The sequence below is a fragment of the Streptomyces sp. NPDC004051 genome, assembly GCF_053604275.1.
Genome location: NZ_JBSGHG010000009.1, coordinates 80,125 through 93,566, shown reverse-complemented (window position 1 = coordinate 93,566; position 13,442 = coordinate 80,125). Strand labels below are relative to the sequence as shown.

The 13,442-nt window shown below is 66.5% G+C and carries 10 protein-coding genes and 5 tRNA genes; 3 read left to right on the top strand and 12 right to left on the bottom strand.

Features of this window, described 5'->3' with window-relative positions; translation table 11 throughout:
- Positions 1 to 97 precede the first annotated feature (97 nt).
- From ACWEQO_RS12895 to ACWEQO_RS12850, 10 genes are all read right to left on the bottom strand, one after another.
- A tRNA-Glu gene (locus ACWEQO_RS12895) sits at positions 98 to 170 on the bottom strand.
- Between the two features lie 28 nt (positions 171 to 198).
- Positions 199 to 270: transfer RNA gene (locus ACWEQO_RS12890), tRNA-Gln, on the bottom strand.
- A gap of 22 nt (positions 271 to 292) precedes the next feature.
- Positions 293 to 365, bottom strand: a tRNA-Glu gene (locus ACWEQO_RS12885).
- An 86-nt stretch (positions 366 to 451) separates the two neighbouring features.
- Positions 452 to 524, bottom strand: a tRNA-Glu gene (locus tag ACWEQO_RS12880).
- Between the two features lie 40 nt (positions 525 to 564).
- Positions 565 to 636 (bottom strand) — tRNA-Gln (locus ACWEQO_RS12875).
- 91 nt (positions 637 to 727) lie between these two features.
- Positions 728 to 1,459, bottom strand: coding sequence for an HAD family hydrolase (locus ACWEQO_RS12870; protein ID WP_361452931.1), 732 nt, complete (start codon positions 1,457 to 1,459; stop codon positions 728 to 730).
- A gap of 95 nt (positions 1,460 to 1,554) precedes the next feature.
- Complete coding sequence (locus ACWEQO_RS12865) at positions 1,555 to 5,157, bottom strand: DEAD/DEAH box helicase family protein (RefSeq protein ID WP_452982111.1); 3,603 nt, start codon at positions 5,155 to 5,157, stop codon at positions 1,555 to 1,557.
- A 202-nt stretch (positions 5,158 to 5,359) separates the two neighbouring features.
- Entirely contained in the window at positions 5,360 to 6,559 is a 1,200-nt protein-coding gene (locus tag ACWEQO_RS12860; protein ID WP_452982108.1) for a restriction endonuclease subunit S, read from the bottom strand.
- A complete protein-coding gene (locus tag ACWEQO_RS12855; protein WP_452982105.1) occupies positions 6,556 to 8,076 on the bottom strand; it encodes a type I restriction-modification system subunit M in 1,521 nt (506 codons plus the stop codon). Before ACWEQO_RS12855 ends, ACWEQO_RS12860 begins: the two co-directional genes overlap by 4 nt.
- Positions 8,077 to 8,149: 73 nt before the next feature.
- Positions 8,150 to 8,548: an ATP-binding protein gene (locus ACWEQO_RS12850; protein WP_452982102.1), complete on the bottom strand. Its 399-nt coding sequence runs from the start codon at positions 8,546 to 8,548 to the stop codon at positions 8,150 to 8,152.
- Between the two features lie 190 nt (positions 8,549 to 8,738).
- Here ACWEQO_RS12850 and ACWEQO_RS12845 point away from each other — a divergent pair, with 190 nt between their 5' ends.
- The 3 genes from ACWEQO_RS12845 to ACWEQO_RS12835 all read left to right on the top strand — a co-directional run bounded on the left by ACWEQO_RS12845 (position 8,739) and on the right by ACWEQO_RS12835 (position 10,877).
- The gene (locus tag ACWEQO_RS12845; RefSeq protein WP_452982099.1) at positions 8,739 to 9,584 is read left to right on the top strand and encodes a helix-turn-helix domain-containing protein; all 846 of its coding nucleotides are present in this window, start codon (positions 8,739 to 8,741) and stop codon (positions 9,582 to 9,584) included.
- Complete coding sequence (locus tag ACWEQO_RS12840) at positions 9,581 to 9,781, top strand: DUF397 domain-containing protein (protein WP_452982096.1); 201 nt, start codon at positions 9,581 to 9,583, stop codon at positions 9,779 to 9,781. The genes ACWEQO_RS12845 and ACWEQO_RS12840 overlap by 4 nt, the downstream gene beginning before the upstream one ends.
- Before the next feature lie 154 nt (positions 9,782 to 9,935).
- Complete coding sequence (locus ACWEQO_RS12835; RefSeq protein WP_452982093.1) at positions 9,936 to 10,877, top strand: DUF3800 domain-containing protein; 942 nt, start codon at positions 9,936 to 9,938, stop codon at positions 10,875 to 10,877.
- A gap of 81 nt (positions 10,878 to 10,958) precedes the next feature.
- Here the strand turns inward: ACWEQO_RS12835 and gltX are convergent, their stop codons facing one another.
- Both gltX and ACWEQO_RS12825 read right to left on the bottom strand, forming a co-directional pair.
- Positions 10,959 to 12,443, bottom strand: a complete 1,485-nt coding sequence (gene gltX, locus ACWEQO_RS12830; protein WP_452982090.1) for a glutamate--tRNA ligase — start codon at positions 12,441 to 12,443, stop codon at positions 10,959 to 10,961.
- A complete protein-coding gene (locus ACWEQO_RS12825) occupies positions 12,436 to 13,221 on the bottom strand; it encodes a fumarylacetoacetate hydrolase family protein (protein WP_361452925.1) in 786 nt (261 codons plus the stop codon). The genes gltX and ACWEQO_RS12825 overlap by 8 nt, the downstream gene beginning before the upstream one ends.
- Positions 13,222 to 13,442: the final 221 nt, after the last annotated feature.

The window sequence follows — 13,442 nt, the reverse complement described above, 5'->3', positions numbered from 1 at the left end:
CGGCAGGCCCTCCCCCGGGCTGCTGTCCCCGTGCCCCGGTACGGGGACACGAAGAAGCCCCCCACCGAGGTGGAGGGCTTCCTTCTTCCTGCCTGTGTACCCCCGACCGGATTCGAACCGGCGCTACCGCCTTGAGAGGGCGGCGTGCTAGGCCGCTACACAACGGGGGCGTGGACCCTGCGTTTCCGCAGGTCCGAGCTGGTCTACCTGGACTCGAACCAAGACTAACTGAACCAGAATCAGTCGTGCTGCCAATTACACCATAGACCAATGATGGTTTAGACCAGTTCAGTACCCCCGACCGGATTCGAACCGGCGCTACCGCCTTGAGAGGGCGGCGTGCTAGGCCGCTACACAACGGGGGCCCTGGCGATCCTCACCCGGCCGGAGCCGGATGGTTTCACCGTGAGGACAGTGGGAGCTACCCGGCCGCCCTCGCGGGATGGATCTGTACCCCCGACCGGATTCGAACCGGCGCTACTGCCTTGAGAGGGCAGCGTGCTAGGCCGCTACACAACGGGGGCTCTGCGGATGAGATCCACAGGTGCAGATGAGCTCTGCGAGCTGGCCTACCTGGACTCGAACCAAGACTAACTGAACCAGAATCAGTCGTGCTGCCAATTACACCATAGGCCACTGGAACGCAAGCCCCGAAGGGTCATTGTTCTAGCAGTGCGCTTGAGGTTGGTGGCCTTCCGGCCCGGTCCCCCGCGGCGCAGGAAGAACATTACCCGATGCCGGACCCGGCTCCAAAACGGGTATCCGTGCAGAGGATCGCGGGAAGTTCGCCGAGGGAGGCGATCCTGCGCGGCCCGACGGGCGGCTCCAGGGTCGCGTACGCACCGCCCCGGTCGATCCACACCGACAGCAGACCGGCCTCCGCGGCGCCCCGGCCGTCGATCTCCGGGTGGTCGCCCACGTACGCGACCTGGGCGGGAGGGAGCGCCAGGGCCTCGCAGGCCGCCAGGAAGGCGCCGGCCTCGGGTTTGGAGACGCCCAGCTCGGCGGCGCACAGGATGGCCTCGAAGCGGTCGTGAACGCCGAGGACGCGCAGCTTGCGGTCCTGGACGTGGAGGCTGGAGTTGGACAGCACCGCGTGCCGGTGGCTGGCGGCGAGCGCGTCGAGGACCGGCAGGACGTCCGGGAACAGCGACCAGGCCGCCTCGTAGTGCACGACGTAGCGCCGGAACCAGTCGTCGGCCTCGTCGTCGGTCAGCTCGCGCCCCAGGAAGACCCGGGTGCGGTCGCGCCGCTGCGTCTCGAAGTCGACCTCGCCGGCGGCGAACCGGGCCCACTGGAGGTCGGTCACCTCCCGCCACCGCACCAGCGCCTCCTCCACGGAGGCGTACCCGGCCAGCAGCTCCTCGGCCAGCAGGTGCGCCCGCATCCCCTCGCGGTCGGCGGAGGTGTAGTCGAAGAGGGTGTCGTCCACGTCCCAGACGACGGCTCGGATCGCCATGGGACCGACCGTACCCAAGAACGGCGAGGGACGGCGCCCGAATGCTCCGGGTGCCGCCCCTCACGTGCACGGTTCGATCGCCGGTGCGCTGCGCGTCAGGCCGCGAGAGTCGTGGGCCGGGCCGTCCGCTCCAGTTCCTTGAAGATGACCTTGAGGTGTTCGAGTTCGTCACCCGTGAACAGGTCGTCCGGGCCGCCGGGGGCGAGATCGGCGAACGAGTCCTCGTAGAGGTCCCCCAGGCTCAGGATTCCGCGCCTGACGACCGTGTCGATGACCAGCGTCAGGAAGTCGAGCTGGCGGGAGCTGAGCTGCTTGCCCGCGATGAAGGCTTCGAACGCCTTCTGCGCGGCCTGCCGGTCCAGACCGCACAGCCCGCGCACGAACAGACCGAGGCCACCGGAGGACCGCACCTCGTCGAGGTCTTCGGACGAGGCGATGGCTTCTGTGAGGAAGATCTCTTCCAGGCTCACGAGATCGGGCTCGGTGATCTGCTCGTTGAGTCGCAGTTTGCGCACCACCGGCTGGTCCTCGTGGCGGAGGAGATAGGCGCGGGCTTTCTGTTTGAAGCGCTGCTCGTCCGTGCCCTGGGGCATCCCCTGGATCTCGGCCTCGGTGATGTCGCCGAATTCGTCGGTGAAGTCGGTGTAGACGACGTTCCGCTTGACCTTGGGGTCGGTGAGCCGCGCCAGCCGACGCATACGGCGTCGCATGTCCTCCAGCAGCGGGAGCGTGACGTCGTTCCACCACTCTTCGTCCGCCACCGCTTCCAGGAGTTCTGCCTGTTCGCCGACCGCCGGGATGTTGGTCTTGGTGAGCAGGTTGGACGCGATGTCCTGGATCTTCGTGCGCAGCTTGGTGAATTCCTTGCCGCCTTCCAGCGCGGCGAGCTGGAGGCCGTACGCCATCAGGTCGAACCGCTTGGCCTCCTCACCCGTCTCCTCGTCGTCCGGCCGGAACTCGCTGGGCAGGCCGAGCAGATGGTCGCGGATCGCGGTGTCCGCGTCGTCGTCCACCCGGTGCCAGCTGCCGAAGTCGCTGAAGACCTCGACCTCACGGCGGTGCGGGCGGACCAGGAAGTTGTCCAGGTTCATGCCGGTGACGGTGTGGTGCAGCCGGTGCGCCAGCGACCAGCGGATCTCCGCCTCGGTGCCGATCGCGTCGGGGCCGGCGTCCCGCGCCGGGTCGGGCTGCTGCCGCTTGTCCAGGACCCGGACCAGGTCGAGCTGGCGCTGGAGGAGCTTTTCGGTGAGGGTGACGGCCCTGCGCCCCTCTGACCGGTCCAGTTGGCTGTTGAAGAAGTCGATGTTGCCGCAGAAGTCGAAGACGTAGAAGTTCCGCTTGGCGTGGTCGGGGTTGTCGGGGTCGGGGCCGTAGAGAGCGGGGCGCAGGCGGGTGCCGCGGCCGATCATCTGCCAGAACTTGGTCTTGGAGAAGACGGGCTTGGCGAAGACCAGATTCACCACCTCGGGCACGTCGATGCCGGTGTCGAGCATGTCGACGGAGATGGCGATGTCCGGGGCGTTCGGCGGGTTCTTCGGGTTGGAGAAGTCGTCGATGAGGGACTGCGCGTACGTCTCCTTGTACGTGATCACCCTCGCCGCGTGGCCGGCGCCCTGCGGGTAGTTCGCGTTGTAGCGCTCCTCTATGTACCGGGCGTGGTCGTTGTTCTTCGCGAAGATGATCGTCTTGCCGAGCCGGTCGCCGCCCTCGACGCGGTGACCGCGCGTCATCAGCGTTTCCAGCATCTTGTCCACGGTGTCCTCGTTGAAGAGGAACTTGTTCATGTCGTGGCGGCCCACCGCGTCCGGGATGTCACCGTCCTCGGTCCACTCCTTGGCGTCCCACTCCGCCTTCTCCTCCTCCGAGAGGTCGTCGTAGCGGATGCCCTGCTCCATGAACTTCAGCGGCACCTTCACCGCCTTGGGGAGGACGAGGTAGCCCTCGGCAGCGGCTTCGTGGAGGTCGTAGGAGTCGGTCGGGACCCCGTCCTCCATGGCGAACAGCTTGTACGTGTTGTGGTCGATCTCGTCCTTGGGCGTGGCGGTCAGGCCGAGCAGCAGCGAGTCGAAGTAGCGGAACAGCTCGCCGTACTTCGCGTACACGGAGCGGTGCGCCTCGTCGATGACGATCAGGTCGAAGTGGCCCGGCCCGAAGCGGCGGCGGCCCGCTCCGTCGACGACGTCGATCTGCTTCATCATCGTCTGGTACGTGGAGAGGTAGACGCGGGCCGAGGCAGCCTTGTCGTCGAGCAGACTGGCCGCTGGGGTGTTCGGCAGGTTCTCCTTGAACGCCTTCATCGCCTGGGTGACCAGCGCCTGCCGGTCGGCGAGGAACAGCACCCGCTGTGCCCAGCCCGCCTTCATCAACTGGTCCACGAGGGCCACGGTGGTACGGGTCTTGCCGGTGCCGGTCGCCATGACGAGCAGCGCCTGACGGCCCCGGTCCCGTTCGAAGGTCTCGCCCACCCGCTTGATCGCGCGGAGCTGGTAGGGGCGGTCGGCGATCTTCTCGTTCACCGGCGTGGCGGTGAGGGAGAGGCGTCCGGCGCGCTGGCGGATGTGCCAGAACAGTTCGTCCTTGGTGAAGAAGCCCTGCACCTGGCGGGGCGGATAGCCGAGGCCGTCGTCCCAGAGGTAGGTCTCGTACCCGTTGGTGTAGAAGATCACTGGGCGGCGGTTGAACTGTGCTTCGAGCGCGTCGGCGTACAGCTTCGCCTGCTGCTGCCCGTCACGGGCGTCACGCTGGGTCTTCTTGGCCTCGACGACGGCGAGGGGCTTGCCGTCGTCGCCCCAGAGCACGTAGTCGACGTACCCCTTGCCCGTCTTGGTGGGCATCCCGGTCGCTATCGGGTACTCGGTGTCCTTGCCCGGGGTGAGGAGGTCCCAGCCCGCTTCCTTGAGGAGCAGGTCGATGAAGGCGTCCCGGGTCGCCTTCTCGTCGTAGTCGTGGGTGTCCTGCACGGCCTGGTTGGCGGCCTTGGCGGCGGCGATCTGCTTCTTGAGCTCTTCGAGCTGCCGGGCGAGGTCCGCGTTCTGGGCACGCTCGGCCGCCAACTGCTCGGCCTGCTCCTTGAAGCGTGCGGCGTCCTCCGCCTCCTTGGCCTTGAGTTCGGCCTGCTTCAGTGCGCGGGCCTGAGGAGAAAGGGGGCGCGGTACGGCACTGGTGTCGAACTCCAGTCCGGCGGGCGGCAGCGCGGCGGCCTGGCGGGTGTAGGTCCGGGCGAACCAGTAGAGGGAGTGGAACAACTCCTTGACGCTGGCCTCGGCGACGGTCTTCGGGACCGGGGCGGCCTTGTGCACGGCGTTGTTGCCGTGCCGACGGACGAGGTCCATCTTGGCGTTGACCGTCGGCCCGACGAGTTGCCGGAAGCTCGGCTCGTGGAGCATCGCCGCGAGGTCCTTCTTGTAGGGCTCGCTGAGGCTGCTGTCCTTGTCGTACATCCAGCGGGCCGTGATCTCGATGGCGCGGCGGGCGTAGAAGCAGGCGGCACGGGGGTCGTGGTGGATCAGCCGCTCGGCACGGATCGCCTCGTCGTAGAGGGCGGGCCACTCGGCGCGGAGGAAGGTGAAGTTGCCGCTTGCGGTACGGCCGACGCTATCGGCGGCGGCGCGATCGCGGGCGCTTTTGCCGTGGTTGGCCTGGCCTTGGCCCTGGCTGTCGCTGTTCTGGCTGCTCTGACCGTTCTGGTCGCTACCCATGGCGGTGCGGTGTCCCTCTCCCCTTGTCGCGGCCCTGCCGTGCGGGACCGGGGTCGGCGTCCCGGCCCGCACGAGGCCGACGTGTCTGTCCGTCTCCTACGGCAGAACTACCCGGGGGCCGGGCTCCCCTGCCCGGCCGCACGGGCGGCGTGTGGTGCTGGTGGTGCGGTCGGTGCTGCGCACCGGGTACGGCGGGAGCGGCTTACGCGGCCTCGCCGGGGGCTTCATGATCCCAGAGGGTGCCGGAGAAAGCACGGTGTTGGAGGGAGGTGAAGAGTTCGTCAAGGGTGGCTAGGTGGGTGCCGTGTGCCGCTCTCATCCGGTCAACTGAGCTCAGCCGTCGCGCGAACTCCTGTTGCCGTTCAAGCGGCGGAAGCGGGAGTTTCAGCCCTCCGAGCTGTCCCAGGCTTAGATTAGAGATTGTCCCTGTGACACTAGACGCGGCGATCTGCCGGCGCGCCCCAGCAGAATTGAGCCACTCAAGCACGTATCTCCGGTCAACGCTTTCGAGGAGCCTGACGATGGCAACCGCTTGGTTGCAATTCATCTCGCCCGCGTCGGGTGGGACCAGGCCAGAACGCCCGATGGTGCCAGCAATCGACACCAGAACGTCTCCGGGAAGAACGCGCGACCTTCCCAGAACCCCATGACTTTCCTCGTCAATGTACAGAACTCCGGTAGAAAAATCCACGCCTCCGTGTGCAATGTTCTGCACCCTCAGAAATTGCACGCCGCTGTCCGTGAACCGCAGTCCGACACTGGTCGGCGTCGTGCCTTTTGTAATTAGCGCCGCCACCGACTTGAGGTCGACCACCGGCCACGAACTGCTGCCGCCAAACATGTCAAGGAAGATGGACCGGACGAGGTCATCGAGGAGGGCGATGGCCTCACGGCGCTTGGCGCGAAGGGAATCCACCTGGTCGAGTACAGCAGCGATACGCTCTTGTTCCGCGCGGGGCGGCAGGGGCACAGGAAGCGTTGCAAGTGCACTCTTGTTGATCTTCGGTAGCACCCCGCGACCTTCGTGCTTACTGACAGCCTTGGTGAAATCCTCACTGAGCATCCACCGCCAGAGATACCGACTGTCAATAGAAGTCTCAATCGGGTAAATATCAGCGCTACACAATCCGGAGAATTCGGGAATCGTAACCTTGGCCAAATACGGTCGGATTTTACTATAGAGAATCTGTCCTGCAGAAAAGGAATGTTTGGGGCTTTCGACGCCATCCTCGGAGACTTTAGCGCATGGCAGCAGATTGCCGGTGCCTGCTTCGATGTTATTCGGGGCAACGTGAATAGAATCCGGAAACCTTGATGGATCTACAAGATTGCTGACGACCGAGGCGATGGACCCGAATGGTACCCACTGCCATTTTTCTGGCACAGGGAAGGGAGGAATCACGCCAGCATCCCCTTCAGCTCCTCCGCACCCTTGGCAATCTCCTCATTTAGGAGCTCCAAGTCCGCGAGAATTTCCAATGGCGCCCGCGTCACAATTTCCTCGTGGAAAATCTCCTTGTAGCGGTTCAGGGAGAGGTCGTAGCCCTGAGCCGCGATGTCCGCCTTGGGTACGCAGAAGCTCTGCTCGGTCCTCGCGCGGCCCCTCTCAGCACCGTCCCGCTCCTGCCAGCGGGCCAGGATGTCCGGGAGGTTGTTCTTGAGGAGTTCGTCCGGCGTCAGCGGGTCGCCCTGCGGGCGGACGCCCAGGCGCTCCTCCGGAAGCAGCGGGTTGCGCTTGTCGTCCAGGCTCAGGCCGTCCGCCTTCACGTCATAGAACCAGACGTGGTCCGTGCCGCCCGAGTCCGTCTTCGTGAAGAACAGGATCGCCGTCGAGACACCGGCGTACGGCTTGAACACCCCGCTCGGGAGCTTGACCACCGCTTGGAGCTGCTGGTCCTCCACCAGGATCCGGCGCAGTTCCTTGTGCGCCTTCGTCGAGCCGAACAGCACGCCATCCGGGACGATGACTGCGGCCCGGCCACCGGGTTTCAGGAGCCGCAAGAAAAGAGCCAGGAACAGCAGTTCCGTCTTCTTCGTCTTGACGATGCGCTGAAGGTCCACCGCCGTGGACTCGTAGTCCAGGCTTCCCGCGAAAGGCGGGTTCGCAAGGATCAGGGAGTAGCGCTCGGCCTCGCCGGCCGCGCTCTCCGCGAGCGAGTCGCGGTACTGGATGTCCGGGTTCTCCACACCGTGGAGCAGCATGTTCATCGAACCGATGCGGAGCATCGTGTTGTCGAAGTCGAAGCCGTGGAACGTCTTCTCGTTGAAGCGCTTGCGCTGCTCGGTACCCAGCAGCGTGTCGCGGTGCACCCGCTGCATGTACGACGCAGCCTGCACCAGGAAGCCGGCCGTGCCGCACGCCGGGTCACAGATCTCGTCGCGGGGCCCCGGCCGGGTCATCTCGACCATGAGGTCGATGATGTGGCGCGGCGTGCGGAACTGGCCATTCTGGCCGGCCGTGGCGATCTTCGCGAGCAGGTACTCGTAGATGTCGCCCTTGGTGTCGCTGCTGTCCATGGGGATGTCGTCGAGCAGATCGACGACCTTCGCCAGAAGGTTGGGCCCCGGAATCGTGAACCGGGCGTCCTTCATGTGGTGGGAGTACGTCGATTCGTCCCCGCCCATGCGGCGCAGGTACGGGAAGACGCCGTCGGCGACGAGCCCGTACATGATCTCGGGGTCCTTGACCTTGAAGTTCTGCCAGCGCAGATCCTGCTGGTCGTCCGAGAAGAAGGGGTCCGGGTCGGGCTTGCCCGTTACGGTCGCCTTGCGGTCCTTGCGGGTCTGGATCTCGTCCAGTCGCTTGATGAAGAGCAGGTACGTGATCTGCTCCATCACCTCCAGTGGATTGGAGATGCCGCCCGACCAGAACGCGTCCCAGACGCGCCCCACCTTGCTCTTCAGTTCGCCCGTAATCACACAGAGGATCCTACGGCCCCCGAACCCCACACCATCCAGACTTGACAAGCCCAAGGCTCCACCACCTTGCGCCTCAGACGTCGACCTCCGCGTACATCGTCTTACCCGGCCCTCCATCCGCACGCTGCACCACCGCCCAGCGGCTCGCCAGGGCTGAGACCAGGCACAGGCCACGGCCCGACTCCGCGTCCGGCTCGGGTGGCGCCAAGGGCGGCACCGGCGGCATACGGTCGTCCCGTGTGTCGGTGACCTCCACGCGTACGAGTCCTGCGGCCGGGTCCAGTGACAGGTGGAGCCTGAAGTCCCGGCCGGGGACGCGGCCATGCGTCACCGCGTTCGAGGTGAGCTCGGCAACGATCAGGGTCACCGTGGTGTTCGTGTCGGACTCGTACGGGTAACCCCAGGCGTCGAGGCGGTGGGAGGCGAGTCTGCGGGCCAGCCGGGCGCCGCGCGGGGTCGACGTGAACGACATGCGGAACTCCTGCGTCGACTGCGGAAGTCGGCAGATGTCCCCGGAAGAGTGTGTTTCTGTCGCCATGGGCACGAGCCTGGTCCGGCGCGCGTACCGTCACCAGCGACGACACCCTTACACCGTGTGGCCGTATGGCTGCGGTGGGTGCCCTGTCGGGGTTGGTGGTGAGTCAGGTGCGAAGGGAAAAGCGATGACACAGGTTCTGGGGCAGGCCGTTGCACAGCGGAGTGCGGACCCGGCTGACGAGCTGTTGCGGTCGTTCGGCAGGCAGATCAAGATCCTCCGGCAACGCGCCGGACACACCCAAGCCGCCCTGGGGCAGCTTCTCGGGTACAGCGAGGCGCAGGTCGCGGCCATCGAGCAAGGGCGGCGCATCCCGCGGCCCGACACCATCGACAAGCTCGATCAGCTGCTGGAAGCCGAAGGCATGCTGCTTGCCATGAAGCGGCCCGTGGCGCTCACCCGGTACCCCGCCTTCTTCCGTGACGCAGCGCGGATCGAGGAGGAAGCCGTCGAGTTCCACGCCTACGCTGTCCTCGCGGTCCCAGGTCTTCTGCAAACCGAGGCGTATGCGAAGACCATGTTCACAGTGCGACGCCCACGGCGGAGCGAACCCGAGATCGAACAAATGGCGGCTGCTCGGATGGCTCGGCACAAGATCTTCGATCGCGCTCCCGCTCCGACGCTCAGCTTCATGATCGAGGAATCTGTGCTGGAACGGCCGTACGGAAGCACCGACGTACTCCGTGGCCAACTTGAGCACCTACGCCTGATGGGCGAGAACCCCAACCTTGAGATCCAGGTGATGCCGACCCGGACCATGGATCACGCGGGAGCGGACGGACCCTTCACGTTGATGACACCCCATGGAGGGGAACAGGTCGCGTATGTGGAGAGCCAGGGCAACGGACGGGTGATCTCTGACCGGGAAACCGTACGTGGATTCGCCGTTCGGTATGGAATCCTGCGGGCTCAGGCGCTGTCTCCTGTCGAATCCCTGCGCCACATCGAGAAGTTGCTGCAAGGAGAGCTATGAACACCGAGCAGTCCGAAGGCCAAGCACTCCAGTGGTTCAAGAGCAGTCACAGCGGCGGCGAAGGCGGCGAGTGCATCGAGATCGCCTCCACCCTCGCCGCCATCCACATCCGCGACTCCAAGGACACCGGGCAGGGCGGCTTCGCCGTCGCCCCGGACACCTGGACGGCGTTTCTCGGCCTCGCCCGTCAAGATTGACCGAAACCGTATCCACCTAACGTGCGCTCGGCTTGACCGACCGTAGCCGTTCTCGGCAGGATCGGAGTCAGCAAGCAAAAAACCGCGCATATGGCTGCGCAGACCCTGTGGCCGTCCCTTCGGGGGCGGCCACAGACGTGTTTCGGGAGGTTCGGTGCACCTGTGCTACATCGACGAGGCGGGCAACGGGCAGACGCTCGATCCCGTGAGACCTGACGCCCCTCCGGTCCTCGTCGTCGGCGGATTCACCGTGCCCCGAGCCCAGGTCAAGTCCCTCACCTGGGCCTTCCTCGACGTCAAGAAGCACTACCGGCCCCAGTTACGGAACGCGGAGCAGCTCTCCGAGGTGATCCAGCACGAGATCAAGGGCGCGGACGTCCGCAAGAACCTCCGCGCCGGCAACCACGGCTGGCGACGTGCGGCCATGGAGCTGGTGGCTTCGCTGCTCGACATACTGGAGGCCCACGACACCCGTGTCCTCGCCCGCGTGTGGGTCAAGGAGGAGGGACTGGCGTTCGACGAGTCCGGGGTGTACCCGGCCTCCGTCGCCGCGCTGAACGAGACCTTCCAGGCTCAGCTCGCCCACGAGCACTCGCGCGGGATGATGGTCCTCGACAGCCGCACGAAGGTGAAGAACGCGCCCAATGTGCACTGCGTGACCACTCGCAAGTACCGCACGGGCGGTGACAGCCTCCGCGGAGTCATCGAGTCGCCGGTCTTCGGTCACAGCGACACTCACACGCTCCTCCAGCTCGCCGATCTCGTGGTGTCCTCCCTGCTGTTCCCCATCGCGTGCCACGCCTACCTGAGCGACGTGACGTGGAACGTGCACTGTGACGACGCTTATCAGCCACTGCGGGAGCAGTTCGGGCGGCGGCTGAAGAAGCTGCAGTTCCGGTACCAGGACCCCGTGGGGAAGTGGCGGGGCGGGATCGTCGTGTCCGACCGGCGGACGCAGCAGCCGTCGAACCTGATGTTCGGTCCCCTCAAGGCCCCCGCCGTTCCTCCGAGGCTCATCCCCGGCCAGCCGGGCACGCGGCACGGTCACGTACTGCCCGGGGCGGGCGCAGGTGAAGGCCTGCCGTCAGCGCCCTGACCTCAACACGCGAGCAGGAAGCCAAAAACAGGGGGCAGCAGCCGATTCGGCTGCTGCCCCCTGTCCGGTGTACGAGAAGAACTACCCAGCGAGCTTCGTCAGGGCCGCGTCGATACGGGCCAGGGTCTGCTCCTTGCCCAGGACCTCGAGGGACTCGAAGAGGGGCAGGCCGACCGTGCGGCCGGTGACGGCGACGCGGACCGGGGCCTGGGCCTTGCCGAGCTTGAGGCCGTGGGCCTCACCGGCGGCCAGGACGGCCTCCTTCAGGGAGTCGGGGGAGGTCCAGTCGGCCGCTTCCAGCTTCTCGCGGGCGGTGCGGAGGAGGGCGTCGCTGCCTTCCTTCATGGCCTTGTTCCAGGAGGCCTCGTCGAAGACCGGCTCCGGGAGGAACAGGAAGTCGACGTTGTCGGTGATCTCCGACAGCACCTTCAGGCGGGTCTGCGCGTGCGGGGCGATGGCCTGCCACTTGGCCTCGTCGAAGGCCTCCGGGGCCCAGGGGGCCACAGGCGCCTTCAGCCAGGGGCGGCAGCGCTCGGTGAAGTCCTTCACCTCCAGCAGGCGGATGTGGTCGGCGTTGATCGCCTCGCACTTCTTCAGGTCGAAGCGGGCCGGGTTCGGCTGCACGTCGGCGACGTCGAAGGCGGCGACCATCTCGTCCATGGTGAAGATGTCCTGGTCGGCGGAGAGCGACCAGCCCAGCAGGGAGAGGTAGTTGAGCAGGCCCTCGGGGAGGAAGCCGCGCTCGCGGTAGAGGTTGAGCGAGGACTGGGGGTCTCGCTTGGAAAGCTTCTTGTTGCCCTCGCCCATGACGTAGGGCAGGTGGCCGAAGGCCGGAATCTGCTTCGCGATGCCGAGTTCGATCAGCGCCTTGTACAGGGCGATCTGGCGCGGGGTGGAGGAGAGCAGGTCCTCGCCGCGCAGGATGTGGGTGATCTCCATCAGGGCGTCGTCGACCGGGTTGACCAGCGTGTACAGCGGGGCGCCGTTGGCGCGGACGATGCCGTAGTCCGGGACGTTCTCCGGGGTGAAGGTCAGCTCGCCGCGGACCAGGTCGGTGAAGGTGATCGTCTCGTCGGGCATGCGGAAGCGGACGATCGGCTCGCGGCCCTGGGCCTCGTACTCCTCGACCTGCGCGTCGGTGAGCTCGCGGCAGTGGCCGTCGTAGCCGGAGGGCTTGCCGGCGGCGCGGGCGGCCTCGCGGCGGGTGTCCAGCTCCTCCTGGGAGCAGTAGCAGCGGTAGGCGTGGCCGGCGTCGAGGAGCTTGGCGGCGACGTCGGCGTAGATGTCCATGCGCTGCGACTGGCGGTAGGGCGCGTGCGGGCCGCCGATCTCGGGGCCCTCGTCCCAGTCGAAGCCGAGCCAGCGCATCGAGTCGAGGAGCTGGGTGTAGGACTCCTCGGAGTCGCGGGCCGCGTCGGTGTCCTCGATGCGGAAGACCAGCGTGCCCTGGTGGTGCTTGGCGAACGCCCAGTTGAACAGGGCGGTGCGGACCAGGCCCACATGGGGGTTGCCGGTGGGCGACGGACAGAAACGGACGCGTACTGGAGAACCTGCTGCGCTAGCCACGCTTGACAACCTTGTTGGTGAGAGTGCCGATGCCTTCGATGGTGACGGCGACCTCGTCGCCGACGTTGAGGGGGCCGACGCCGGCCGGGGTGCCCGTGAGGATCACGTCGCCGGGGAGCAGCGTCATCGCCTCGGAGATGTTGACGATCAGGTCCTCGATGGAGTGGATCATCTCGCTGGTACGGCCGAGTTGGCGCTGCTCGCCGTTGACCGTGAGCTGGACGGTGAGGTCGCCGGCCGCGGCGAGGTCCAGGTCCGTCTCCACCCAGGGGCCGAGGGGGCAGGAGGTGTCGAAGCCCTTGGCCCGCGCCCACTGCGTCTCCCGCCGCTGGACGTCGCGGGCGGTGACGTCGTTGGCGCAGGTGTAGCCGAAGATCACGTCCTTGACCCGGTCGCGCGGGACCTCACGGCACATCCTGCCGATCACCACGGCCAGTTCGGCCTCGTGGTGCACCTCCTGGGAGAAGGAGGGGTACTGGATGTCGTCGCCGGGGCCGATCACCGAGGTGGCGGGCTTGAAGAAGGCGAACGGGGCGTCGGGCACCTCGTTGCCCATCTCCTTCGCGTGTTCGGCGTAGTTGCGGCCGAAGGCCACCACCTTGTTGGGGAGCACCGGGGGCAGGAGCCTGACCTTGCTCACCGGGACCCTGGTGCCGGAGAGTTCGAAGTCCGTGAACGGGATGCCCTTGATGATGTCCAGGACGAGCTCGTCCTGCTGGTCGCCCTCGACCGCGCCGAAGGCGACGTTCCCGTCGATGGAGAATCTGGCGATGCGCACGGGATTCTTGGCCCCTTGACCTTGACTGAGCTGGCTGGAGTCTGACGCTCCAGGCTAACGCGGCAGGGCGCGCACACCTCACGCATGACAGGCGGCGCCCCCCTGGAAGAGGGGGCGCCGCCTGTGAGGGCGGGACCGGCACAGGACCGGCCGGGCCCGAGCGCCTTGAGCGTTTCGGGGCCGGCGCGCGTACTGGTCGGTACTGGTGCCGGGAAGGACTG

Excerpts from the sequence above, each read along its gene's own strand:
- ACWEQO_RS12840 (WP_452982096.1), top strand. The coding sequence starts at position 9,581 with ATGAACACCGAGCAGTCCGAAGGCCAAGCACTCCAGTGGTTCAAGAGC.
- ACWEQO_RS12865 (WP_452982111.1), bottom strand. The coding sequence starts at position 5,157 with ATGGGTAGCGACCAGAACGGTCAGAGCAGCCAGAACAGCGACAGCCAG.
- ACWEQO_RS12845 (WP_452982099.1), top strand. The coding sequence starts at position 8,739 with ATGACACAGGTTCTGGGGCAGGCCGTTGCACAGCGGAGTGCGGACCCG.
- ACWEQO_RS12870 (WP_361452931.1), bottom strand. The coding sequence starts at position 1,459 with ATGGCGATCCGAGCCGTCGTCTGGGACGTGGACGACACCCTCTTCGAC.
- ACWEQO_RS12850 (WP_452982102.1), bottom strand. The coding sequence starts at position 8,548 with ATGTCGTTCACGTCGACCCCGCGCGGCGCCCGGCTGGCCCGCAGACTC.